A 23,553-nucleotide genomic window follows, 5' to 3' on the forward strand; every position below is an offset into this window, starting at 1 on the left:
CAACGCTAACTCGTCCCCTCTCCCTGCCAGGGAGAGGGTTAAGGTGAGGGTCAATCCTCAGAACAGGCCCAGCGGCTTATCGGAATAGCTCACCAGCAGGCACTTCGTCTGCTGATAATGCTCCAGCATCATCTTATGGGTTTCGCGCCCAATCCCGGACTGTTTGTAGCCCCCGAACGCCGCGTGCGCCGGGTAGGCGTGATAACAGTTGGTCCACACGCGCCCGGCCTGAATGCCGCGCCCCATTTTATACGCCAGGCTGCCGTTACGGCTCCACACGCCCGCGCCCAGGCCGTATTCCGTGTCGTTTGCCAGCTCCAGCGCCTCTTCCACGGTTTTAAACGTAGTGACGGCGAGCACCGGCCCGAAAATTTCCTCCTGGAACACACGCATGTTGTTTTTACCGAACAGGATGGTCGGCTCAAGGTAGTAGCCCGCCTGCAGGTCGCCCGTCAGCGCTTTTCTGCGCCCGCCAGTAAGTACATCCGCACCTTCTTTCTTGCCGATGTCGATGTAGTTGAGGATGGTTTCCATCTGCCCCTGAGACACCTGCGCGCCCATCTGGGTGCGACTGTCCAGCGGGTTGCCGGAGCGAATGGCTTCTACGCGGCGGATCGCGCGTTCAATGAAACGTTCGTAGATGGACTCCTGCACCAGCGCGCGGCTTGGGCAGGTGCAGACCTCGCCCTGGTTGAAGGCGAACAGCGCAAAGCCTTCTAGCGCCTTGTCGAAGAAGGCGTCTTCCTCTTCCATTACGTCGGCGAAGAAGATGTTCGGGGATTTGCCGCCCAGCTCCAGCGTGACCGGGATAATGTTCTGGGTGGCGTACTGCATGATCTGCTGGCCGACTTCGGTGGAGCCGGTAAACGCCACTTTAGCGATGCGTTTGGAGGTCGCCAGGTATTCACCTATTTCACCGCCCGCGCCGTTGACCACGTTAACCACGCCCGGCGGCAGCAGGTCGCCAACCAGCTCCATCAGCAGCAGCACGGAGAGCGGGGTCAGTCGCGCAGGCTTCAGTACGATGCAGTTGCCCGCCGCCAGCGCCGGGGCCATTTTCCAGCTCGCCATCAGCAGTGGGAAGTTCCACGGGATGATCTGCGCCACCACGCCAAGCGGTTCGTGGAAGTGATAGGCGACGGTGTCTTTATCCACCTCGCTGATGCCGCCTTCCTGGGCACGAATGCAGGAGGCGAAGTAGCGAAAGTGGTCGATAGCCAGAGGCACGTCGGCGGCGCTGGTTTCGCGAATCGGTTTGCCGTTGTCCCAGGTTTCCGCCGTCGCCAGCAGCTCAATGTTTTGCTCCATGCGGTCGGCAATTTTTAGCAGGATAGACGCGCGCTCCTGCACGGACATCTGTCCCCAGCCCTTTTTAGCCGCGTGGGCAGCATCCAGCGCCAGGTCGATGTCGGCCTTGCCGGAGCTGGCGATTTCGCACAGCGGCTGGCCGGTTACCGGGGTGAGGTTTGCATAGTACTGGCCGCCAACCGGGGCAACCCACTGGCCGCCGATGTAGTTGTCGTAACGGGGTTTAAGTTTGAGCGGGAAACCATACTCGCCGGGAATAATACGGGTATCGGGAGGATTATTTGTCATGGCCGTCTCCTTGTGATGGTTCACTCACAAGGGTAGTTCGGGCTGTCTGTTTCTTCGCCATTTCGCGTCGGCTTTACGACATGCTTCACGGATTCCCTGGGGAAGAGGACAGACCTCTTCCCGCAGAATGGAATATTACGCCGGTAAAAATAGCGCCTTATCGCGCAGCAGATGGTCGTTGCCGCGCCGCCGGGTGAAGCCAATTTTGTCGAAATACTCCAGAATCTGAATCGCCAGTTTGCGGCCCACGCCCAACCTGTCGCGGAAGTCGGCGGCGTTGGTCGCGCCGTGGGTTTGATCCAGCTCGCGGATCAGATCGGCAAACGCCTGCAGGCGATCGTTCCGATAATAACGATCTTTCAGAATCGCGGTGACCAGCCCTTGCTGAGCGGCGGATCTTAGCAGCTGGCGCATGACCTGCTCTTCTTCACCGGTTTCTTTGGCCAGGTCACGGACCCACCACGGCTCGTCGCCGAACAGGGCGTCGACTTTATCCCACACGGCCTGCTGTGCTGAGGAAAACCCAGGTTCATGTCCCGGCAGATGCAGCCAGCCCTGGCGGCTCATTATTAGGCCTTCACCGCGCATTTTTTCGATGAGCGACAGTACCAGGCCTTCATCCTCTGCGGGCAGCGCCATACGGCGCAGGCGTTCTCGCCCCGGCCCCGGCTGATCGTCGTGTTGCTGGTGGTAGCGAGCCAGCGCGTCGAGCAGTTTTTGCTGCCAGAGAGCGGCCACGTCCGGGCTTAACAGCGCGTTGCCCGCCTGCAAGTATCCCGGCTTCGCAAGTAAGGCCTGAAGCCCTTGCGTTGTTAACTGACGCGCCCAGCTAAATTCGTTGAGCAAAACGGCGCCTCGCGTCAGGTGAGATCCCAGCGCTTGCTGGTCATCGGTGGTTTCTGCCAGCTCACCCAGCCAGCTCAGGAAGGCAGGCTGGCGTTTACCACGGCGTGGCGCATGAAGCTGCACGGCACGGGCTCCGGCGAGCGTGATGCGCGCGCTGATATCGCGCAGCACCAGGCGGTCGTTATCCGCCAGCCACAGCGGGACATCCAGCACCAGCTCGGCCAGATTACCTTCGAGCAGCGAAACTCGCCCGGTCACGTGGCGGGCAGAATGGTGAATATGCAGCGGCTGCCATTGCTGGAGCGGCTGCAGCGTTTGCAGCTCGACGATGACGCGCTCAACCGGCTGCAGCGGTTTGTCGCTCAGCAGCCAGTCGCCCCGGCTTATGTCGGTTTTTTCCGCGTCACCGCTGATGTTCAGCGCAATACGCTGCCCGGCCATCGCGCGGGTTACCGGCTGGTTTTGAGCGTGGAGGCCGCGCACGCGCATCGGTTTTTCTGCGCCCGTCAGCCAGAGTGAATCGCCGATATTGACTTCGCCGCTCAGCGCCGTGCCGGTCACAACCAGCCCTGCGCCCTTGACCGTAAAGGCGCGGTCGATGGCGAGGCGGAAGCGATGTGCCGTGGCATGAGGGCGTTCGCCCAGCCCTTTGAGATGCTGCTGTAGCGCCTCGACGCCTTCCCCGCTGGTGGAGGCGGTCACAAAGATTGCGGCCTGGGTATCACCCAGTAATGCAGTAACTTCATCGCGGACTTCCGCAATGCGGCTGTCGCTCACGCGGTCGGCTTTAGTCAGCGCGACTGTGATCTGCGGGTTGCCGGTCAGCTGTAAAATCGCAAGATGTTCGCGGGTTTGCGCCATCACGCCATCATCGCAGGCGATGACCAGCAGGGCATGATCGATGCCGCCGACGCCAGCCAGCATGTTGGCCAGAAACTTTTCATGCCCGGGCACGTCGATAAAGCCGATAACCCGGCCATCCGGCTGCGGCCAGTAGGCGTAGCCGAGGTCGATGGTCATGCCGCGTTTTTTCTCTTCCGGCAGGCGGTCTGCGTTCACGCCGGTCAGCGCCTGAAGTAGGGTGGTTTTGCCGTGGTCGACGTGCCCGGCGGTGGCGATAATCACTGGGCGAGTCCCTCCAGCAGCAGCGCTTCGTTTTCGAGGCAGCGCAAATCCAGCCACAGGCGGCCCTCGGCCACGCGGCCAATCACCGGCCTTTCCAGCGCGCGCAGAGTTTGCGTCAGCGAGGCGAGCGTTGTGCCACGTCCATCTTTTGGCGTGAAGGTCAGAGCGGCACCGGGCAGGCGATCAACGGGTAAAGAGCCGCTGCCGATTTGCGACATGCACGCTTCAACGCGCACGTCGAACCGCTTGCCAAAGCGCTCTTCAAATGCGGGCAGCAGGCGGCTGGCCTGCCGGTGGATATCTTCGGCGCTGCGGGTCAGCAGGCGCAGGGTTGGCAGGCGTTCAACCAGCGTTTCCGGGTGCTGGTACAGCCGCAGTGTGGCTTCCAGCGCCGCCAGCGTCATTTTGTCGGCCCGCAGCGCACGCTTCAGGGGGTGGCTCTGAATGCGCTCGATCAACGCCTTTTTGCCGACGATAATCCCGGCCTGCGGGCCACCGAGCAGTTTATCGCCGGAGAAGCTCACCAGGCTCACGCCATCGGCGATCAGCTGCTGCGGCATCGGCTCTGGCGGCAGGCCCCACTGGCTTAAATCCACCAGCGAGCCGCTGCCCAGATCGGTGACGACCGGCAGGCCTAGTTCGTTGCCCAGCGTAACCAGCTCGGCCTCGCTAACGGCTTTGGTGAAGCCTTCAATGTGGTAATTGCTGGTGTGGACCTTCATCAGCAGCGAGGTATTTTCCCCTGCTGCCGCGCGGTAATCTTTCAGGTGCGTGCGGTTGGTGGTGCCGACTTCAACCAGCCCGCAGCCCGCCTGACGCATGACGTCGGGGATGCGAAACGCGCCGCCAATCTCCACCAGTTCGCCGCGAGAAACCACCACTTCACCGCCGTCTGCGCAGGCCGCCAGCATCAACAGAACCGCCGCCGCATTGTTATTGACGATGCAGGCGTCTTCCGCCCCGGTCAGCTCACAAAGCAGGTCGGCGATGGCGCGATCCCGGTGGCCGCGCCCGGCATCGTCCAGTGAATATTCCAGCGTGACGGCGGAGCGCATGGATTCCGTCACTGCCGCGATAGCTTCTTCAGCCTGTAATGCCCGGCCAAGATTGGTGTGCAGCACGGTACCGGTCAGGTTGAACACGGGCTGGAGAGCGCTGCGCTGGCTGGCCTCGAGCACGCTACGCGTTTTCTTCGCCCAGTCCTCGCTCCAGTCCGGCAGCTTGCTTGCCGAGCGGATGTGCTCGCGCGCTTCGTTTTGCAGCGTTCTCAGCGTGGCAACCACGCGGGTATGGCCGAACTCGGCAAGCAGGGCGGTAAAGGCGGCTTCGCGCAGCAGGCGGTCGGTCGCCGGAAGATGGCTAAAAAGTGTTTGAGCTGTCGTCATGGCAAGGACTGAATTAAGAAATTTGTGGGCGATATTACAGGGGACAGCGTCCCCTGTCCTGGCCGCAGATCATGCCGCGGGCGGTTCGGTACGGGCAAAACTCTCGCGCTGGAACAGCTGTTCTACCAGCTTGACCAGGTGAGGGCGGTTCACGCACCAGCCCGGTGAAACGCGGCGGAAATTAAGATAGCCCACTGCGCAGGCCGCGGAAATACTGGCCAGATCGAGCGGCTCGGCGGCCAGGGTGCCGTCGGCGGCGTATTCTTCCAGCAGGTCGAGGGCGCGGCCAATCTTCTCGCGCTGACGCACCAGGACTTCTTCAGACTGCTGTTCCGCCGGGCGCAGTTTCTCACGCACCGACGTTAACGCCGCGTCCAGAATGCCGTCGGAAAGCGCCTCAAGCTGGCGCACTTTCAGCGCCGCTTTTGGGTCGTGCGGAATGAGCTCTGGCGCAATGTTTAGCAGCTCAAGGTATTGGGCGATGATCGGCGAATCAAACCAGCGCTCGCCTTCATCGGTGATAAGCGTAGGGACTTTGCCTAGCGGGTTGTACTGCGGAGCCGGGCTGTCGCCAACCCACGGGTTGACGTTAATAAATTCAAAACTGAGGCCTTTTTCAAGCAGGATGACCGAGATCTTTCGCACGTAGGGGCTGGTGTAATTACCGATCAGTTTCATGACATTATCCGTTTTTGCCAACTTGAGGTAAGTATGAAACAGATACCCAACATTGGTGAAAAAGTCTACGCCTGCTGCGCTTTTATGTAATCAACGAAGGCACGCAGCGCGCTGGGCATGTATTGCCGATTTGGGTAATAGAACTGGAACGGCGGCAGCGCAGGCAGCCAGTCTTCGAGCATTGAAACCAACCTGCCGCTTGCCAGGTGTTCTTCTACCTGCTGCTGATAGAGATAGCCGATGCCTGCGCCGCACAGCACCGCTCCCAGCTCAGAGTCGAGATCGTCCACGATGATGTTGCCGCACGGCGTCACTTCCAGCTTGCCCTCCGGCCCGTAAAACTCCCAGCAATAGGGGCGGCCGCTGTGAAAACGAAAGATGACGCTGCAGTGGTTAACCAGCTCGCGAGGGTGCATTGGCGCAGGGTTTTGCGCCAGGTATTCCGGCGTGGCGACGACGCAAATCCTCGCTTTTGGGCCGATGGGAACGGCAATCATGTCTTTTTCCACCGTGGTGCTCAGCCGTATCCCTGCGTCGTACTCCTGCCTCACGATGTCCACCAGCCTGTCGTCGGTGGTCACTTCGACTTTGATGTCGGGATAGCGGGCGGTAAACCCGGCGACCAGCGGCATCAGCACAAGGCGTGAAGCCAGCCGCGAACTGTTGATTTTGAGGGTGCCCATCGGCGTGTCCCGAAACGAGTTCACCTCATCGAGAATAGTATGAATCTCGTCGCAGGCCGGGCGCAGGCGCTCGTAGAGGTTGTTGCCAGCCTCGGTCAGCGAGACGCTGCGGGTGGTGCGGTTGAACAGCCGAATTTTCAGGCGCTGCTCGAGCTGTTTGATGCCGTGGCTGATCGCCGAAGGAGACAGCCCCAGCTCGTCTCCGGCGGCGCGAAAGCTTTTGTGCCGCGCCACGGCGATAAAGGTCGCGAAGTCGGTAAAATTCAGCGCCATTAGTGAAAATCCTTCATTAACCCATCTCAAATACTACGTTTTACAGAATTATCCAGCGGTCGTAAAGTGAACGTACATCCCCACTGTCTGAGATAACTCCATGAAATCAGAGAATATGTATATTGTTTGGGCGCACCCGCGCAGTGAGTCGCTAACCGCGCAGGTGGTGCAGGAAATTCAGGGCGAGGCGGCCGAGTGCGGCATTAACGTCTCCTCCCTCGATCTGTACCGCAGCGGCTTTAACCCGGCGCTGGGCATGGAAGATGAGCCGGACTGGAACAACCCGCAGAAACAGTATTCCCCGGAAGTTCATCGCTTGTTTGGCGAGTTAGAAGATAAAGACACCGTGGTGATCGTGTTCCCGGTGTGGTGGTACAGCTTCCCGGCCATGCTCAAAGGCTATCTGGATCGCGTGTGGAACTTCGGCCTGGGCTACGGGCCAGGCAGCACGCTGGGCAATAAGAAAATCCGCTGGGTGGCGCTGGTCGGCGGCTCACAGGCCGGGTTTGTGAAATATGGCTGGGAAAAAAACATGGCCGATTATATTCACGGCTCAATGGGATATTTGGGCGTGGAAGATGCAAAAATTGAGTTCCTCTATAACACCATCGGCGTGGAAGAGGGGATTGGCGACAGCGACGCCCATTACCAGCAGCTGTTTGCTCAGGCGCGCGGCATTGTCGCGGACTTAGATAACTAACTTTTCATTCCAGCGCGGCATTCAACGTCGCGCTTTCTGCCAGCCGCTTCGCTGTAATTTACTTTCATCCCTTTCTTGCCCGCCGTTTGTTGTCAACGCCCAGATTTTAACTGGATCACATTAGGATTAATCTGCCCCAAAATACTTTGTGAAGTAGGTCACAAATAAATAACAAAGACGTCATAACAAAATGTGATTTTAGTCACATTAAAAGGTCAGTCAGGGTTAAAAATTCCACGGTGTACTTTTTTTACACTGCAATTATGTGATCGTCATCACTCAATGTGGAAGGTGGATCCCTGAGTATTAGTGATCTAAATCACATAATTAGGCGGTTGCTGGACAGATTAACGATTCAGTGCCAGATTCGCGTCACTTTACTGCATAAGGCCGGCGACCCTGCCGCTACGTTAACAATAAACCTCGGGCTGCTTTTCAGCGCGGAACACCAACAAGGGGTATGTGTATGTCATCCGATATCAAGATCAAAGTGCAAAGCTTTGGTCGTTTCCTCAGCAATATGGTTATGCCAAATATCGGGGCGTTTATCGCCTGGGGTATTATCACGGCCTTATTTATTCCTACCGGATGGTTGCCAAACGAAACGCTGGCGAAGCTGGTAGGCCCGATGATCACTTACCTGCTGCCGCTGCTGATCGGCTTTACCGGTGGTCGCCTGATTGGCGGTGACCGCGGCGGCGTGGTGGGTGCGATTACTACCATGGGCGTTATCGTCGGGGCAGATATGCCGATGTTCCTCGGCGCAATGATTGCGGGTCCTCTGGGCGGCTGGGCAATCAAGCACTTCGACAAATGGGTCGACGGTAAAATCAAATCCGGCTTTGAAATGCTGGTGAACAACTTCTCTGCCGGTATCATCGGGATGATCCTGGCGATTCTGGCATTCCTCGGCATCGGCCCGGCGGTTGAAGTCCTGTCCAAAGTTCTGGCGGCAGGCGTTAACTTCATGGTTGTGCACGACATGCTGCCGCTGGCGTCTATCTTTGTAGAACCAGCTAAGATCCTGTTCCTGAACAACGCCATCAACCACGGTATCTTCTCGCCGCTGGGTATTCAGCAGTCCCACGAGCTGGGCAAATCCATCTTCTTCCTGATTGAAGCGAACCCGGGTCCGGGTATGGGTGTTCTGCTGGCGTACATGTTCTTTGGGCGCGGTAACGCTAAGCAGTCTGCGGGCGGCGCGGCAATCATCCACTTCCTGGGCGGTATCCACGAAATTTACTTCCCGTACGTGCTGATGAACCCACGTCTGATCCTGGCCGTTATCCTCGGCGGTATGACCGGCGTGTTCACCCTGACCGTGCTGAACGGCGGCCTGGTGTCTCCGGCTTCCCCGGGTTCTATCCTGGCGGTACTGGCAATGACGCCGAAAGGCGCGTACTTCGCTAACATCGCGGCTATCTGTGCGGCAATGGTTGTCTCCTTCGTGGTCTCCGCCATCTTGCTGAAAACCAGCAAAGTGAAAGAAGAAGACGACATCGAAGCTGCGGCTCGCCGTATGCAGGAAATGAAAGCCGAATCCAAAGGTGGCTCAGCGCCGCTGGCGGTAGGTGCTGGCCTGTCTAACGACCTGAGCCACGTGCGTAAAATCATCGTTGCCTGCGACGCAGGGATGGGGTCCAGCGCCATGGGCGCAGGCGTGCTGCGTAAGAAAGTGAACGACGCTGGCCTGAAAAATATCTCCGTGACCAACTGCGCGATCAACAGCCTGCCGGACGACGTTGACCTGGTGATTACCCACCGCGACCTGACCGAGCGTGCGATGCGCCAGGTGCCGCAGGCGCAGCATATCTCCCTGACCAACTTCCTCGACAGCAGCCTGTACGCTAACCTGGTTGAGCGTCTGGTGGCTTCCCAGAATCTGAGTCAGAAAGAAGAAAAAGTCATGCACAGCCTGGAAGACAGCTTTGTTTCCAGCGAAGACGCGGTGTTCAAGCTGGGCGCGGGTAACGTGTTCCTCGGCCTGAAAGCCAGCAACAAAGAAGAAGCGATTCGCTTCGCTGGTGAACAGCTGGTGAACGGCGGCTACGTGCAGCCGGAATACGTGGACGCGATGTTTGAGCGCGAGAAACTGACCCCGACCTACCTGGGTGAAGGTATCGCGGTTCCTCACGGCACCGTGGAAGCAAAAGACCGCGTGCTGAAAACCGGCGTGGTGTTCTGCCAGTACCCGGAAGGCGTTCACTTCGGTGAAGAGCCGGAAGACGTGGCTCGCCTGGTGATCGGTATTGCAGCCCGCAATAACGAACACATCCAGGTCATCACCAGCCTGACCAACGCGCTGGATGATGAGTCGGTGATTGAGCGCCTGGCGCACACCACCAGCGTCCAGGAAGTGCTGGATTTGCTGGCCGGTAAGAAATAAGACCCTGCCCCTCACCCCTGAGGGGCAGCAGGTGCAAAGCATTACTCCCTCTCCCCTTTTGGGAGAGGGCTAGGGTGAGGGGATTCGCATACAGTATCCTTACCCCAGCCCTCACGGGTGAAATAATCAGGAAGGTTAACGCAATGAAAGCATTACATTTTGGTGCAGGTAATATCGGTCGTGGCTTTATCGGTAAACTGCTGGCGGACGCCGGTCTGCAGCTGACTTTTGCCGACGTAAACCAGGTGGTTCTGGATGCCCTGAACGCGCGTCACAGCTACCAGGTTCACGTAGTCGGCGAGCAGCAGCAGATTGATACCGTCTCCAACGTGAATGCCGTCAGCAGCATCGGCGACGACGTTGTGGCCCTTATCGCTCAGGTTGATCTGATCACCACCGCCGTCGGCCCGGTTGTGCTGGAGCGCATCGCACCAACGCTTGCCAAAGGCCTGGAACTGCGCCGTGCGAACGGCAACGAAACGCCGCTGAACATCATCGCCTGTGAAAACATGGTGCGTGGCACCAGCCAGCTGAAAGAGCACGTCAAGAAAGCGCTGTCTGCTGACGCGTGGGCGTGGGTAGAGCAGCACGTTGGCTTTGTCGATTCTGCAGTTGACCGCATCGTTCCGCCGTCTGAATCCGCCACTAACGATCCGCTGGAAGTGACCGTGGAGACCTTTAGCGAGTGGATTGTCGATAAAACCCAGTTTAAAGGTGACCTGCCGAACATTCCTGGCATGGAACTTACTGATAATCTTATGGCGTTTGTCGAGCGCAAGCTCTTCACGCTGAATACCGGGCATGCTATAACCGCGTACCTCGGTCAGCTGGCCGGGCACCAGACTATCCGCGATGCCATTCTTGATGAGAAAGTGCGCGCCGTAGTGAAAGGGGCGATGGAAGAGAGCGGTGCGGTGCTGATTAAGCGCTACGGCTTTGAAGCCGACAAACATGCCGCGTACATCAAGAAAATCCTCGGTCGTTTCGAAAACCCGTATCTGAAGGATGACGTGGAACGCGTTGGCCGCCAGCCGCTGCGTAAACTCAGCGCGGGTGACCGCCTGGTTAAGCCGCTGCTGGGGACGATTGAGTACGGTTTGCCTCACGCTAACCTGATCAAAGGGATTGCGGCGGCAATGCACTACCACAGCGAGCAGGACCCGCAGGCGCAGGAGCTGAAGCAGCTTCTGGCAGATAAAGGCCCGCAGGCGGCGCTGGCGGAAGTGTCCGGTCTGGATGTAAACAGCGAAGCCGTGACTGAGGCGGTGAAGGCGTATAACGCCATAGCGTAACCCTATGCAGGCGCGGTGGATACCGCGCCTGAAACATGTTTAGTGATGCAGGCAAAAATGGAAGAAACCCAGGCCTTTGAAAACCGCGTGCTTGAGCGACTGAATGCCGGCAAAACCGTAAGAAGCCTGCTGATTGCTGCCGTCGAGCTGTTAACCGAAGCGGTAAATATCCTGGTGCTGCAGGTGTTCCGCAAGGACGACTACGCGGTGAAATATGCGGTTGAGCCACTGCTGGACGGCGACGGCCCGCTGGGCGACCTGTCGGTACGCCTGAAGCTTATCTACGGGCTGGGCGTGTTGAACCGCGCCGAGTACGAAGACTGCGAGCTGCTCATGGCGCTCCGGGAAGAGCTGAACCACGACGGCAACGAGTACAGCTTCACCGATGACGAAATGCTTGGCCCGTTTGGCGAGCTGCACTGCGTGACGGCGCTGCCGCCGACGCCGACCTTCGTTGATGGCAGCGATCCTGAACTGCTGGCGATGCAACGTCAGCGCTATATGCAAATCGTTCGCTCCACGATGGTCCTTTCCCTGACTGAGCTGATCTCCCGGATCAGCTTAAAAAAAGCCTTCCAGAAATAGCCGCTTTTCGCCCTGTCCCTCAGGATCGTGTATCCTTGCCAGCAAGCCATCTTTATTCACGGTAAGTCAAAATGAAAGAAATCGAAAAAGCAGAAATTAAACGCCTCAGCGACCGTCTGGACGCTATCCGCCACGAAATGCCAGGCCTGCACCTGATCAACGAAGCGGAAAAATATGCCGAGCTGGAAAAAGAGCGGCAGAAGCTGGAAATCGAAATCGCTCGCCTGCAGGCGGTGCGTAACCAGAAGCTGAGCAAAGAAGCGCAGAAGCTGGTAGCGCTGCCGTACAAGCGTGCGATTACCAAAAAAGAGCAGGCCGATATGGGCAAGCTCAAGAAAAGCGTGCGTGGCCTGGTAATTGTCCATCCGATGACCGCTCTGGGTCGCGAGATGGAACTGACCGAGATGACCGGTTTCTCCCGCACGGAATTCTGACCGCGTTCTCTTTTCGGTGAAATAAGCCGATAAAACCCGCCTCATCAGCCTGTTAAATCTCCACCCGGCTCTATAGTTAAATGCCGGGTGTGGATTTCTTCTACCCCAGCCCCACCACTGGACAATTTGCCCGCCTTACTGCGAGGCCGCAGGGAATGCCAACCCGTTGTTTATCTTTCTTGCTGCGAGAGTAAACATGAAAAATAAGGCTTTGACTCTGGTTCCCGTCTGTCTGGCCGGTTTAACCGGCATGCTTCCCTTTCCTGCCACCGCCGCCTGTTCGTCGTCAACGCCGAATAGCGGGGACACCGTGACCTGTAGCGGCTCGGGTATTCCGCCGGTGGTTGCCACCGCAGGCAGCAATAACGTTACGATTAATCTCGACTCAACTGTGACCGGGAGTTACTCGCTGACCACCCAGGCGACGCCATTTTCGGTGGACAGCGGCAGCAGTATCAACAGCGCCGGGGCGCTGACTCTCTCTGATAACGGCACGGGCGTGGCGAACCGTGGGGCGCTGTTGCTGGGCGTGAATAACGGTAATACGCTGACTAATGGTGCGACGGGCACGCTGACCACCACCGGGGCCTACAACGACGGCATGGCCGCTAACGGTAATAACAATACGCTGATCAATAACGGCACTATCACCACCAGCGGTAACAATTCTTACGGCATGACCGCAGCCTGGGGGCAGAGCAATCCTGGCGCTGCAGGAAATACCATCACCAATACCGGCACCATCTCCACATCAGGGAATAACGCCAGGGCTATTTCGCTGCTGGGCGGCAGCGGCACGGTGAACAACAGTGGGACGCTGACCACTTCCGGGCGAGATGCGCCCACGGTGTTTTTGCAGGGCAACAACGCCACGCTAAATAACAGCGGCCTGATTCAGGCCACCGGCACCGCGTCCTCCAGCGGCAGCGTGGACGGCGTGGTAGCAAACACGCTCGGCAGCAGTTTTAACACTACGATCAATAACCTGGCCGGCGGGCAGATCGTCAGCAATAACGGCATCGGTATTCGTTCGACTAACGGTAATATCACCATCACCAACGCCGGGCTGATTCAGGGCGGAAGCGGCACGGCAATTCTCAGCGGCAACGGCAGCATTTCGCTGATCCTCCAGACCGGCTCGCAAATTGTTGGCCTGGCCGATGGTGGGCGAGGCAATAACTCCGTGACATTAGAAGGGACGGGTACCTCCTCTAACGCCTTTACCAATTTTCAGACGCTGACCATGACCGGCAGCGACTGGACCTGGGCGGGTACTGGCGCGTTTACCACTGCCCTCGTGCAGAGCGGAACGTTGGATCTTACCGGCATGCTAGGTACCAGTACGGCTTCCGTAACGGCTTCGGTAAGCAACGGCGCGACGCTGCAAGCGAACTCAACCAACTTGCCGCTTTCGGTCTCTAATGACGGGATGGTGCGTTTCCTGCAAAACAGCGACGGCAGCTATTCGGGGAAGATTACCGGCAGCGGAGCTGTTGAGAAAAGCGGTGGCGGCCTGCTGCAGGTAACGGGGGCCAACACTTACACCGGGGGGACAACGCTGACCGGCGGCACGCTGCAGGCTGCAGCAGACAGTGCGCTCGGTGAAGCTACGGGTGGACTTATCTTTAACGGTGGCACGCTTCGGCTCGGCAGTTCGTTCGATCTTGCGACATCCCGTGCGATATCAGTGACTGCCAATAACGGGACGTTTGACACTCAGGGATTCACCTCCGTTGTTGGGCAGGGGATTACGGGGGCTGGTGCGTTAACTAAACTGGGCGGCGGTACGCTGGTGCTCAACGGCGTTAACAGCTATGCGGGTGGCACGGCTGTTAATGCCGGTACGCTGGTTGTAGGCGACAGCGCTCACACCTCTGCGGCAGCTGCAGGCGGCACCACCGTGGCGGCCGGAGCCACGCTGGGTGGTTATGGTACGGTGAATGGTGACGTGACGAACAGCGGAACGCTGGCGGTAACAAATGCGCTGCCGATTCTTTCTGCTGGCCCGCAGGGCAATTTCCAGATTTACGGCAACCTGACCAACGTGGGGCTTGTTCAGCTGGCTGGTAGCGGCGTGGGGAATAGCTTGACCGTAGCCGGAAACTATAGCGGTCAGAACGGCGTGATTGCGCTGAATACGGTCCTGGCGAGTGATGGGGCTGCGTCTGATAAGCTTATCCTCAGCGGCGGTAGCGCTTCGGGCAGCAGCACGCTGAAGGTCACTAATATCGGCGGGGCCGGGGCGCAAACTACGGCAGACGGTATTCAGGTGGTGCAGGCCACTAACGGTGCGACCAGTACGGCAAATGCCTTCACTCTTTCTGGAGGCACCGTCAGCGCCGGGGCTTATTCCTATTATCTCGCCAAAGGCGGCGTCTCCGACGGCAGCGGTGGGAGTTGGTATTTGCGCAATACGGTTGTGCCGGATTCGACAACGTCGGTCACCCCGGCGGAAGAAACGCCTGAGTCCATCGTGGATGCTTCTCACGGCGATGAGACGCTGAATGTCTACCGGCCAGAAGTTGCGCTGTACGCCGAAGCACCTGCCGTGGCCCGCCAGCTTAACCTGCAGCAGATCGACACCTTCCACGACCGTCAGGGCGAGCAGAGTCTGCTGGGCAGTGATAACAAAGCGCCAGCTTTTTGGGCCAGAAGCTGGGGAAGCCATGCGGATATTCATCAAAATGGAGATGTGAACCCGTCCTTCAACGGTACATTGTGGGGGCTGCAGCTGGGGCAGGATTTGTATACCGCCACTGAGGATAATGGGGCGACACATCACTTCGGTATCCTGTTCGGATTCTCCAGAGCGACCGGGGATGTCGATGGCTTTGCGCTGGCAAAACAGGGCATGCGCGTCGGCAAACTGCAGCTGAATAACTACAACTACGGCGGCTATTGGACAAGAGTTGCGGCTTCCGGCTGGTACACGGACGCGGTGTTAATGGGCAGCGCGCTGCGGCTGAATACTAACTCGGTCAACGAGGTGAATGCTTCTTCCAGCGGCAATGCGGTGACCGGCTCTGTTGAGACGGGGCTGCCCGTTTCCCTCGGTGAAGGCGTGACGCTTGAACCTCAGGTACAGCTGATCTGGCAACGAACCTCGCTGGATTCGCTGAACGACGGTGTCTCCGATGTTCGCTGGAACAATGGCAATACCTGGCAGGGGCGGGTTGGGGCCCGGCTGCAGTGGGCGTTTGAGGCGAGCGGCGTGAGCTGGAAGCCTTATCTGCGCGCTAACGTACTGCGGTCATTCGGCCAGGATGATGAAACCGCTTTCGATAGCAGCACAACCATCGCCAGCAATGTCGGGCAAACGGCCGGGCAAATCGGGGCGGGGCTGGTGGCGCAGGTGAGCCAGAACGGCAGCCTTTATGCTACGACAGGCTATCTGACAAACTTCGGCGGCGAACGCCAGCGGGTAGTGACCGGCAATGTCGGCGTGCGCTGGAATTGGTGACTGCTCTGCGGGGGCCAGGGCTTTGCCAGCGTCGCTATTATCATGATGACTTTGTGTTCAGTTTTTTTGAAATAGATAAGCGAATTGTTCCGCTAACAAACAAAGCACGGCGGCGCTATTCTTATCTCATCGAAGGCAGTCAGCCTTCCAACTAAACAAAACGCAAAGGTAATCATCATGAAAAGAATCAAATATTTTGCCGTAGTTATGACTCTCGCTGCTTCCTTCTCCGGCTTCGCTGCGGAAACTCAGCCAGCTGTCAGCCAGAAAATGGGCACCGTATCGGTCAGTGGCGCGTCTAACCTCGACAGCCTGCAACACCAGCTGCAGCAGAAAGCCGAGCAGGCAGGCGCGAAGTCTATCCGCATTGTTTCCGCCGGCGGTGATAACAAAATGTACGGCGTGGCTGAAATCTACAACTAAGTCTTGAATCACGCAGTATGGGCCGCCTTGTGCGGCTCGTGTTTTATCTGAATTCCCGGGCCAGCAGGCCAAAAATCCAGTCATCCTGCCAGCGTTCGTTCAGCCAGTAGTTCTCCCGCAGCGTTCCTTCCGGCTGAAACCCGACTTTCTCCCGCACTTTCTTCGACGGAAAATTTCCGGCGGTGACCGTGGCCACAAGCTTGCGGATGCCGACCTCCGCAAATGCAAAGGCGCACACCTCGTACAGCGATTCATACCCGTAGCCCTGACCGTGAAACGATGGGTCGAGTAAAAAGCCGACTTCCGCGATATCGTCCTCACGCAGAATGAAGCCGGTGACGCCAATCGGCACGCCGGTTTTGCGGTGACGCATCACCATACAGAGCCAGTGGCGGCTGCCCGGCTGCCAGTTGGGAAGACGGGCGTCAAAAGCCTGGCGAATCTCTGTCTCCGGTCGGTTATCGGCCACGTAGCGCATGACGTCCGGCTGCTGCTGCAGGTAGCGGAAAAGTGGCCAGTCGGCTTCGGTGATTTGGCTGAGCGCCAGGCGTGGCGTCAAAAGCGTCGGCATGGCGTTAATCCACAATAAACAGGACGGCACCTGATGCCGTTGAGGAACGGTGAGGCTCCGCGCCGTCGGCCACCTGGTAACTCATACCCGGGGTTAACGTAAACTGGCGGCCATCTTCCAGCTCAGTTTGCAGCTCGCCCTTCAGGCACAGCAAAACGTGCCCTTTTTGGCACCAGTGATCGGCCAGATAGCCGGCGGTGTATTCCACCATGCGCACGCGGATGGGCCCAAACTGCTGCGTGCGCCAAAGCGCTTTGCCGGTGATGCCGGGGTGTTCGGTGGGGATTAGGGTGGCCCAGTCGGTGGTATTAAAAGGCAAGTCGGTGATGTTCATGCGGCTCCTGAGTATTGTTGTTGTTGTCTGGTCCTCCTTTTGATAGCAGTAAATAAAAAACGGTGCCAGCGTGTGGCACCGCTTAAGCGTTATTCCCAGCGGGATAAATCATCCCTCGTCAGCCCCATATCCCTGAGTTGTTCCGGACTAAGTTCGCGTAACGCCCGTAAAGTCTGGCGGCGCTGGCGGCTGCGGCGAAAATACTGGTAAAGCATTACCAGGCCATAAAACGGTCTGCGATGGTGGTTCTCTTCAAAGCCCATGCTGTGACTCCTCGCGGTTTGCCTGGGGGTAATCATGGGGCCAGCGGGCAAAAGCAGACAGATTCAAAAATTACTTTTCTTTAACATACAGAAGGGCTAAAACATGAGCTGAATGGCATTTTTTGCGCCATTCTGTATCGGTTTTTCCTTCTGTATGGCTTCCGGTGAGGATACAGCATGACGCGTTACCAACATCTCGCCACGCTGCTGGCTGAGCGCATTGAGCAGGGGCTTTATCAAAGCGGGGAGCGCTTGCCTTCGGTGCGGAGCCTGAGCAGTGAACACGGCGTCAGTATCAGTACCGTGCAACAGGCGTATCACGTCCTGGAAGACCAGCAGCTGATTTCCCCTCAGCCACGTTCCGGCTACTTTGTTTCGCCGCGCAAAGCCGTGCCGCCTGTGCCGCGCTTAACGCGTCCAGTACAGCGCCCGGTGGAAGTGACGCAGTGGGATGCGGTGCTGGAATTGGTGAACTCCCGGCAGGATTGCGAAGTGATCGCCTTCGGCAGCGGATCACCGGATCTCACCCAGTCGACGATGAAACCGCTGTGGCGAGAAATGGGGCGGCTCGCGCAGTACCAGGAGCCTGAGCTGCTGGGCTACGACGGTATGTTCGGCGTGAAAGCCCTGCGCGAGCAAATTGCCCGCCTGATGCTGGACAGCAACTGCATGGTGAATGCCGATGAGATCGTGGTGACCAACGGCTGCCATGAAGCACTGTCGATTGCGATTCGCGCGGTGTGTGAGCCGGGGGACATAGTGGCGGTTGAGTCGCCGTCATTCCACGGCACCATGCAGATGCTGCGCGGTTACGGTGTTAAAGTAGTTGAAATTCCTACTGATTCTGTCACCGGCATTAGCCTGGAAGCACTCGAGCTGGCGCTGGAGCAGTGGCCCATCAAAGCCGTGATTCTGGTAGCCAATTGCAATAATCCTCTTGGCTTCATCATGCCGGAGGCGCGTAAAAAAGCGGTGATGAATCTTGCCCGGCGCTTTGATATCGCCATCATCGAGGATGATGTCTACGGTGAGTTGGCCTATGAATACCCGCGCCCTATGACGATCAAATCCCTGGATGTGGATGGCCGCGTCCTGCTGTGCAGTTCGTTTTCAAAAACGCTGGCACCGGGGCTGCGCGTGGGCTGGATTGTGCCGGGACGTTACCTCGACCGCACGCTGCACACCAAGTATATCGGCACCGGCAGCAGCGCGACCTTCACCCAGCAGGCGGTAGCGGCCTTTATTCGCAACGGGCATTACCACCGCCATATCCGGCGTATGCGCCAGCACTACCAGCGCAATCTGGAGGTGTTTACCTGCCGCGTGCGGCAATATTTCCCCTGCGGGATTTGCGTCAGCCGGCCTCAGGGGGGCTTTTTGATGTGGATTGAACTCCCGGAAGAAGTCGATGCGGTGCGGCTGGGCAGCGCATTGAAAGAGGCAAAAATCCATATTGCGAGCGGCTCGCTGTTTTCAGCCTCTGGAAAATATCGCCAATGCCTGCGGTTGAACTATTCTTTGCCGTTCAACGCCGTTACCGAGGCGGCCCTGAAAAGATTGGGCGAAATCGTCGAATGTGAGATTTGAAAATGCCCGGCTAAATCGCTCTTTTTATCGCCATTGATTCCCGGCGGGCTGCTTTACACTCGGCTGTAATGGCGAAGTGTGGCCTTGGCATTAATAACCATAAAAAATAGCCGCCTGGGGCGGAAAAAAGCCGTTTTTTCTGCGTTCGGCAACGTAAGGCCGGACATCGACAAAGGACTATCATGAGCAGCGCAACATTGCAGATGCGGGAGCACTTTGAGACGTGTCTGGGGATTATTCGGCAGGCTTCACTTCAGATCCTGCCGCTATTGAATATTCGTGCCGCCGAAGGCAAAGATCCGCAGTGGTTTTTCCAGCAGCTGGAGCAGGCCCGTATGGCGCTGGGCAGTTGGGGGGCGGTGGCGAAACGGCTGAATCTTAACGACTCCGAAATTTCACAATTCACGCTGCTGCTGCGCCATTTGCAGCAGCTGGTGCCGCAGTATGAAAGCGGGCAGGAAGTTAGCCAGAACCAGCTCCTCGCCGCCTTGCGCTTCACCAGTTATCTGGAGCATGTGCGCTTCAAACAGCCCTTGCTGGGCTACTCCACCGAGCTTTCCTCCGACGTTGACAGGCTACAGAAAGGCGCCCAGCAGCAGATGCGCGCCATTGAACTGATGCTGAAAGGGCTGGTCAATCAGGCGTGGGAAAACCAGGCGGAGCTGGTTAATCAGCTAAAAAGCCAGTTTGGGGCTGACAAAGTTCGCCGCTGGCTGAAGCGAGGCGAGCGGGGCGATGTGCTGAGCGGCATGAAGTTCAGCGAGCTGGCGCTGATGCTGGTGGATAAGAAAGAGTTTGCCCATCACTACGCCAAAGTTTACCAAAACTCGCCTCAGTTGGGTTTTCTTATCGACCAACGTAAAACCCTGCAAATCTTCCTCGATGGCACCCGTCAAATCCGCAACGACCTGATGCACAAGCAGCCGCTCACGAGCGTGCAGGTGGCTTTGCTGGATAGCTATTTCGGTGAAATCAGCGGCCCGGTACAAAAAGCCTTTAGCGAAGGCCGCACTAAAGTGAATCCCTCCTCGCTGCTGGACGCGGATGATGCGGCACTGCAAAGCTACCTTGACCAGGCGCGTAAAAATCATGCGGCCCAGGGCGGCGATCCGGCAGAGATCAGAGAATCCATCGAGCGTTATGACCCGCGCACGGCCAAAAAACAGCATGATACTACCGACATGATCTCCACCGCGCTGTGGGCATCGGTAGGGATTGTGGTGGTGGCAGTGGCGGTGATTGGCCTCTATCTGTTAAGTGATGCCACTTCAAAACCTGAGGTGACGGCGGCTCCGCCAATAGTGAGTACGCCGGTGCAGCAGAAAGAGCGGCCGGAATCCAACAGCCCGCGGGATATGCTTGCCAATATGGGCATCACCTGGGACGAAAATAACCTACGGGCGGCGATTAACCGTAATGACGCGCGTATTGTGCGCCTGTTTATGCAGGGCGGGATGAACTGGAAAGTCTATTTTGCCGAGCAGGCGCTGGCGGCGGATGACCGCGATGTGCTGACCATTTTGCTGCAATACCGCCCGCAAATGGACGAAACCCGGCCCTGCCGCAGGCTGATTGGCTCCACCGAGTTAGGCATGAAGAAAGGGCAAAAGCTGACTTCGCTGAGAAAGCAATTCCTCGCCAGCTTCTGCAGTTCAGCCCCGGCGGTACAGCGCCAGAAAGAGGAAGTAGAGCGCGCTCAGCTGCGCCTGGCGGCGCAGAAGCAGCGCTACGAAGATGCGACCGCCCAGGGGCTGGAGCCAGAGCCGGTGGATGAGCAGACCGTCAAAATTCAGCAGGCGATATACAACGCGATGCGCTAGCCGTGCCGGGCAGCCTTCGGGCTGCCCAATGCATTACAGCAGCCCTTTATCACGGAACGTCGCGGCGGTGGCTTCATTCAGATCGTAGCTCGCCAGATCCTGCGGGCTGACCCACGCGTACTGCTCAAACTCTTCGTTAAGGGTTATCTCGCGGTTTTCGCTGATGCAGTCGAACATCAGATAAATCATGTACACCTGCTCCTGGCTGCCGTCGGTGTAGGTTTTCACCCGCACGTCATCGCGGAAGGTCCACGGCTCAATGTGCGAGATAATCAGCGCTTCCCCCAGCTCTTCCCGGATCTCACGCCGTAGCCCTTCTGCCATGGTTTCACCCGGCTCAATGCCGCCACCGGAGAGCGCCCACTGGCCGGGAAACACCCCGCGATCTTGTGGCATTTTGCACAGCAAATATTGGCCCTGATTCTGGATTATCGGGCAGGCAATCACTCTTTGTCGCATGGTCATCTCCCTGAAAATAAGCCGCTGAGTTATAGCACAGATAAGAAAAAGGGTCTGCGCGCTGGCAGACACCTGGGGGAGAATTTTATCCGTTAATACAATAATATTTTTATAATAATTTCATTCAATATATTAATTAGATGAATGCATAAAGATAAATAAAGTAATTTTGTTTTATGTTGTGAGTGAAAATAATGATTGAGGTCTAAGTTTTTACTGTAAATATAAAAAGCATTACGCACCGTATGTATCTGCCGCTTATCATAAGTGACGCTCAAGATGAGCCTCGTTAACAATATACCAGGAAGGTATTTATGCCGGCACTTCAGTTCCCCTGTAAGATATTCAAAACCCAGAAAAAGATGGATGACTATACCGCCAGCGATATGCGCTGCGGCGACCTGTCCGAAATCGATCTGAAGGCCCGGTTTCATTTGGTGGATGTTTCCACCAGAGTGAACCCTTACACGTTGACGGCAATCAGCCCCTTCAGCCAGCCGCAGTCAATGTTCCACGGATCCCGAGGGGAAGGTGATAAACTGACCCAGAGGGAGTGCGCAAACATCCTTTTTGATGAGTTTCGGCACCTATCCCGTCCGTTTGCGTGCCACTCCCCTTACAACATGCTGATTAAGCTGATGATTTCCCATATGCAGAAAAATAGCGACAAATCGTTCTGCCATCCATTACTGGATAGCGCGTTGGAGGCGCATATTTTAAGTGATAGTTCGTCTGAAAACAGTACAAGACTCCGTTTGCAGAAAGTTTTCGGGCAGTATATTGACTGGGAAAACAAACGTTATCCATTAAAAGACATAAAAAAATTAGGGGAGGCAATTATGCGTGGAAAATTGCCAAAATTTGACCGCTTCCAGGACAACTTTAACGGCCTGGGCATCACTGTGCACGATACCTGGGCAACGCATATCACGATTAAGTCCCTGGTAGTTGGTAAAGAGCGATATCGTGCCGTTGTGCATTATAAAGTCCAGGACCACTTTGGGCTGGATGATGAGGACATTTCAAAGGTGAAATTTAACCAGTTCCGTTTTTTCCGGATCTGGTTTGTCCTTCAGCGCTACAGCGAGTTTGCCTTTAAACCCTTTATGACCAATATGCAAGCCACCATTGAAATTACCGGGGGGCGCAATGACATTCAAAAATAAGAAAGCAGTTTCCTTGCTAGTTTTTGCGAGCTGTGTGTTAGCAGGTTACCTGCTATGGGAGTCACTTCGCCCGGTGGAGATTGTCGTCGTGCATCAGAGAAATACCTATAGCGATGTTTTAGTTAAAAATTTCCCTTTGACGAGTAGAGGTAAAATAAACTGGTGGCTGCAAAATCAAGAGATGCTAAAAGCGAAGTATGATATTCCAGGGCCTGAATACTACAGTGGCCACACTATTACGATTTGGCTTTTCGGTGAGGGCTATAAAGAAGAGGGGAAGTATGACCGACTCTGTTTCGATGATATGAAAACAAAAGTTAACTGCATTGATAAGGATGTGGTTTTCATTGTTGACTACAGTAAAAATACGGGGTTAGAGCTCACTGTTAATGGCAGTATCTATAGGCTGGAAGAAAATGGAAATCTTATAAAGATATATTGAGATGTTTTGTTTTTTTGATGTTCAATGTGATCGCTACCATTGAAATTACCGGGGGGCGCAATGACATTCAAAAATAAGAAAACACGTTTTATGTTACTTGGGGTGGGCTGTGTGTTGGCGGGTTACCTGCTATGGCAGTCATTTTGTCCGGTGGAGATTGTCGCTGTTCATCAGAGAAATACCTATAGCAGTGTTCTGGTTAAAAACTTCCCTTTTACGAAAAAAGGAAAAATAAACTGGTGGCTGGAAAACAAGGATATGCTGAAAGCCAGATATGATATTCCAAGGCCTGCATCTTACGGTGGCTACACGATTATTTTTTGGCTTTTCGGTGAGGGCTATAAAGAAGAAGGGAAGTATGACCGACTCTGTTTCGATGATATGAAAACAAAAATCAACTGCATTGATAAAGATTCAGTTTTTAGAATCAGTAACAGTAAAAATAGAGGGCTTACGTTCACGTTTGATGATGGCATTTATAGGCTGGAAGGAAATGGAAGTATTAAAAAGATAGATTGAGATGTTTTGTTTTTTTGATGTTCAATGTGATCGCTACCATTGAAATTACCGGGGGGCGCAATGACATTCAAAAATAAGAAAGCAGTTTCCTTGCTAGTTTTTGTGAGCTGTGTGTTAGCGGGCTATCTGCTATGGCAGTCACTTCGTTCGGTGGAGATTGTCGCTGTTCATTACGATGGTAACTATAGCGATGTTTTGGTTAAAAATTTTCCTTTGACGAGTAGAGGTAAAATAAACTGGTGGCTGGAAAATAAAGATATGCTGAAAGCGAAGTATGATATCCCAAGACCTGCATCCTACGGCGGCTATACGATTATTTTCTGGCTATTCGGTGAGGGGTATAAAGAAGAAGGAAAGTATGATCGACTTTGTTTCTATGATATGAAAACAAAAGTCAACTGTATTGAGAAAGATTTAGTTTTTAGAATCAATTACAGTAAAAACGCAGGGTTGGAGCTCACTGTTAATGGCAGTATCTACAGGCTGGAAGAAAATGGAAATCTTATAAAGATATATTGAGGGTATG

Annotated in this window: 22 protein-coding genes; 13 read left to right on the plus strand and 9 right to left on the minus strand. The window is 56.0% G+C overall.

The features are described 5' to 3' along the window. Nucleotides 1-57: 57 nt before the first annotated feature. From exaC to ACREYP_RS00270, 5 genes are all read right to left on the minus strand, one after another. The gene (gene exaC / locus ACREYP_RS00250) at nucleotides 58-1,596 is read right to left on the minus strand and encodes an acetaldehyde dehydrogenase ExaC (RefSeq protein WP_166878657.1); all 1,539 of its coding nucleotides are present in this window, start codon (nucleotides 1,594-1,596) and stop codon (nucleotides 58-60) included. A gap of 135 nt (nucleotides 1,597-1,731) precedes the next feature. Beyond that, nucleotides 1,732-3,567 (minus strand): selenocysteine-specific translation elongation factor, encoded by a 1,836-nt coding sequence (gene selB, locus ACREYP_RS00255; RefSeq protein WP_336818984.1) that lies wholly within the window; start codon nucleotides 3,565-3,567, stop codon nucleotides 1,732-1,734. Further along, complete coding sequence (gene selA, locus ACREYP_RS00260; protein WP_336818986.1) at nucleotides 3,564-4,952, minus strand: L-seryl-tRNA(Sec) selenium transferase; 1,389 nt, start codon at nucleotides 4,950-4,952, stop codon at nucleotides 3,564-3,566. Before selA ends, selB begins: the two co-directional genes overlap by 4 nt. A gap of 69 nt (nucleotides 4,953-5,021) precedes the next feature. Next, nucleotides 5,022-5,630, minus strand: a complete 609-nt coding sequence (locus ACREYP_RS00265) for a glutathione S-transferase (RefSeq protein ID WP_166994769.1) — start codon at nucleotides 5,628-5,630, stop codon at nucleotides 5,022-5,024. Between the two features lie 65 nt (nucleotides 5,631-5,695). Beyond that, nucleotides 5,696-6,586, minus strand: a complete 891-nt coding sequence (locus tag ACREYP_RS00270; protein ID WP_336818988.1) for a LysR family transcriptional regulator — start codon at nucleotides 6,584-6,586, stop codon at nucleotides 5,696-5,698. 100 nt (nucleotides 6,587-6,686) lie between these two features. Between ACREYP_RS00270 and ACREYP_RS00275 the strand changes: the two genes are divergently transcribed. The 7 genes from ACREYP_RS00275 (at nucleotide 6,687) to ACREYP_RS00305 (ending at nucleotide 15,866) form a co-directional block, all read left to right on the plus strand. After that, nucleotides 6,687-7,286 carry an NAD(P)H oxidoreductase gene (locus ACREYP_RS00275; RefSeq protein ID WP_336818990.1) on the plus strand — a complete coding sequence of 200 codons (600 nt, stop codon included), beginning with the start codon at nucleotides 6,687-6,689 and terminating at the stop codon, nucleotides 7,284-7,286. 466 nt (nucleotides 7,287-7,752) lie between these two features. Further along, nucleotides 7,753-9,672, plus strand: coding sequence for a PTS mannitol transporter subunit IICBA (locus ACREYP_RS00280; protein WP_336818991.1), 1,920 nt, complete (start codon nucleotides 7,753-7,755; stop codon nucleotides 9,670-9,672). Between the two features lie 143 nt (nucleotides 9,673-9,815). Beyond that, nucleotides 9,816-10,964: a mannitol-1-phosphate 5-dehydrogenase gene (gene mtlD / locus ACREYP_RS00285; RefSeq protein WP_336818992.1), complete on the plus strand. Its 1,149-nt coding sequence runs from the start codon at nucleotides 9,816-9,818 to the stop codon at nucleotides 10,962-10,964. A 45-nt stretch (nucleotides 10,965-11,009) separates the two neighbouring features. After that, the gene (gene mtlR, locus ACREYP_RS00290) at nucleotides 11,010-11,549 is read left to right on the plus strand and encodes a mannitol operon repressor MtlR (RefSeq protein ID WP_008458691.1); all 540 of its coding nucleotides are present in this window, start codon (nucleotides 11,010-11,012) and stop codon (nucleotides 11,547-11,549) included. Between the two features lie 71 nt (nucleotides 11,550-11,620). Beyond that, a complete protein-coding gene (locus ACREYP_RS00295) occupies nucleotides 11,621-11,983 on the plus strand; it encodes a YibL family ribosome-associated protein (RefSeq protein WP_008458687.1) in 363 nt (120 codons plus the stop codon). 196 nt (nucleotides 11,984-12,179) lie between these two features. Further along, complete coding sequence (locus tag ACREYP_RS00300) at nucleotides 12,180-15,443, plus strand: autotransporter outer membrane beta-barrel domain-containing protein (RefSeq protein WP_336818994.1); 3,264 nt, start codon at nucleotides 12,180-12,182, stop codon at nucleotides 15,441-15,443. A gap of 177 nt (nucleotides 15,444-15,620) precedes the next feature. Then, nucleotides 15,621-15,866 (plus strand): YdgH/BhsA/McbA family protein, encoded by a 246-nt coding sequence (locus tag ACREYP_RS00305; RefSeq protein ID WP_498881055.1) that lies wholly within the window; start codon nucleotides 15,621-15,623, stop codon nucleotides 15,864-15,866. A gap of 43 nt (nucleotides 15,867-15,909) precedes the next feature. On the opposite strand, the gene ACREYP_RS00310 is transcribed toward ACREYP_RS00305, so the two are convergent. The 3 genes from ACREYP_RS00310 to ACREYP_RS00320 form a co-directional block, all read right to left on the minus strand. After that, nucleotides 15,910-16,437 (minus strand): GNAT family N-acetyltransferase, encoded by a 528-nt coding sequence (locus ACREYP_RS00310; RefSeq protein ID WP_498881056.1) that lies wholly within the window; start codon nucleotides 16,435-16,437, stop codon nucleotides 15,910-15,912. Between the two features lie 4 nt (nucleotides 16,438-16,441). Then, nucleotides 16,442-16,771, minus strand: a complete 330-nt coding sequence (locus ACREYP_RS00315) for a DHCW motif cupin fold protein (protein WP_008458680.1) — start codon at nucleotides 16,769-16,771, stop codon at nucleotides 16,442-16,444. An 89-nt stretch (nucleotides 16,772-16,860) separates the two neighbouring features. Continuing rightward, nucleotides 16,861-17,034 carry a DUF1127 domain-containing protein gene (locus ACREYP_RS00320; protein WP_008458678.1) on the minus strand — a complete coding sequence of 58 codons (174 nt, stop codon included), beginning with the start codon at nucleotides 17,032-17,034 and terminating at the stop codon, nucleotides 16,861-16,863. A 177-nt stretch (nucleotides 17,035-17,211) separates the two neighbouring features. Between ACREYP_RS00320 and ACREYP_RS00325 the strand changes: the two genes are divergently transcribed. Further along, entirely contained in the window at nucleotides 17,212-18,621 is a 1,410-nt protein-coding gene (locus tag ACREYP_RS00325) for an aminotransferase-like domain-containing protein (protein ID WP_336818999.1), read from the plus strand. Between the two features lie 182 nt (nucleotides 18,622-18,803). After that, entirely contained in the window at nucleotides 18,804-20,441 is a 1,638-nt protein-coding gene (locus tag ACREYP_RS00330; RefSeq protein WP_336819001.1) for an STY4199 family HEPN domain-containing protein, read from the plus strand. A 33-nt stretch (nucleotides 20,442-20,474) separates the two neighbouring features. Here the strand turns inward: ACREYP_RS00330 and nudI are convergent, their stop codons facing one another. Continuing rightward, complete coding sequence (gene nudI / locus ACREYP_RS00335; protein WP_008458672.1) at nucleotides 20,475-20,900, minus strand: nucleoside triphosphatase NudI; 426 nt, start codon at nucleotides 20,898-20,900, stop codon at nucleotides 20,475-20,477. A 314-nt stretch (nucleotides 20,901-21,214) separates the two neighbouring features. On the opposite strand from nudI, the gene ACREYP_RS00340 reads away from it, so the two are divergent. Genes ACREYP_RS00340 through ACREYP_RS00355 form a run of 4 tightly spaced genes read left to right on the plus strand, consistent with a single transcriptional unit; the run spans nucleotide 21,215 to nucleotide 23,546 of the window. Next, nucleotides 21,215-22,066: a YPO3983 family protein gene (locus ACREYP_RS00340; RefSeq protein ID WP_336819003.1), complete on the plus strand. Its 852-nt coding sequence runs from the start codon at nucleotides 21,215-21,217 to the stop codon at nucleotides 22,064-22,066. Beyond that, nucleotides 22,050-22,508, plus strand: a complete 459-nt coding sequence (locus ACREYP_RS00345; RefSeq protein ID WP_498881057.1) for a DUF943 family protein — start codon at nucleotides 22,050-22,052, stop codon at nucleotides 22,506-22,508. The genes ACREYP_RS00340 and ACREYP_RS00345 overlap by 17 nt, the downstream gene beginning before the upstream one ends. Nucleotides 22,509-22,568: 60 nt before the next feature. After that, nucleotides 22,569-23,027, plus strand: coding sequence for a DUF943 family protein (locus ACREYP_RS00350; protein ID WP_336819006.1), 459 nt, complete (start codon nucleotides 22,569-22,571; stop codon nucleotides 23,025-23,027). A gap of 60 nt (nucleotides 23,028-23,087) precedes the next feature. Next, on the plus strand, nucleotides 23,088-23,546 hold the full coding sequence (locus tag ACREYP_RS00355; protein WP_008458665.1) for a DUF943 family protein: 459 nt from the start codon (nucleotides 23,088-23,090) through the stop codon (nucleotides 23,544-23,546). Nucleotides 23,547-23,553 lie beyond the last annotated feature (7 nt).

Source organism: Enterobacter sp. TMH.L2, from assembly GCF_050847315.1.
Taxonomy (GTDB): domain Bacteria; phylum Pseudomonadota; class Gammaproteobacteria; order Enterobacterales; family Enterobacteriaceae; genus Cedecea.